At 61.9% G+C, this 960-nt stretch carries 1 pseudogene; it reads right to left on the reverse strand.

The window, feature by feature from the left end:
• A pseudogene (locus tag U5A52_RS42975) lies at positions 1-222 on the reverse strand (hypothetical protein); the annotation flags it as partial.
• Between the last annotated feature and the right edge of the window lie 738 nt (positions 223-960).

Below are 960 nucleotides of genomic sequence, written 5' to 3' on the forward strand. Positions count from 1 at the left end.
GCGGGTCATGCGGGCGGGGTGGACGCCGAGCCACTTCGCCAGTGCGGCCGGCGTTCTTGCGCTCCCGCACGCGAGCGTCAGCAGAATGCCGCGCTCCTGCAGATTGAGCCCGGCGTCCTTCAGGCCTGCCCTGAGTTCGGTCGCCATCAGGTGATGCGCCTGTCCCAGCACGAACACCAGTTTCTGCGTCCGCTCGAAATCTTCATTGACGGGATCGTTCACCGATTGCCCTCCTCGATATCTGATGCAGACTATATCTGACCAAGCAGATACAAGCAAGCGAGTTTCACAGGCTCATACTAGCCGAGCCAGCGCCTCGATCCGGCGCGGAAACGCCCTCTGCGTGCGACGTGATACACCGTGTAAAAGGTGATGTGAATCGCGGCTGATACCACCTGATTGCCATGTGGGTTCATCCGAAGCGCCGAGGCATGGGCATGGGGGCCGCCTCGTCAATGCAATCCAGGCGCCCGCGATTAGGTAGACATGGCTGACCAGAAGGACCGACGGGCAATTCTTATTTCGCCACGCAAAAGACAACGACGTACCACCTGGCGCGCGCGCTCCACATTGATCGGTTGAGTGACTGGTATGAGCGCACAAACGGCCGGTCTGCCAACAGTATGGCAAGAGACCGCTCTGGGTCGGTTTCGGGCCACCGCGTCGGGCAGTGCCCGGCCGATGCACGTCGTTCGACGCTCTGCCAGTCTGGTTCCGCCAGCATCCCTGAGCGGTCACTCACGGGTCGGCGCCGACATCGGAGGTGTGTCGGCCAAATCAAAGCAGACGCACTCCGCGATTTCCGCGGCGGATCACCGCGAGCGGATCTGACAAATTCACTCACTCGGCACTGGGAAAACGTCGCTGACGCGACACGCGTCGCTTATCGTGGCCATGCGACCGACCATCTGCGGATAGCGAAGGGATTGAGCGGGCAAGTGCAGCACGGCGAGCTCGCCG

The organism is Paraburkholderia sp. J8-2, assembly GCF_905220195.1.
Classification (GTDB): domain Bacteria; phylum Pseudomonadota; class Gammaproteobacteria; order Burkholderiales; family Burkholderiaceae; genus Paraburkholderia.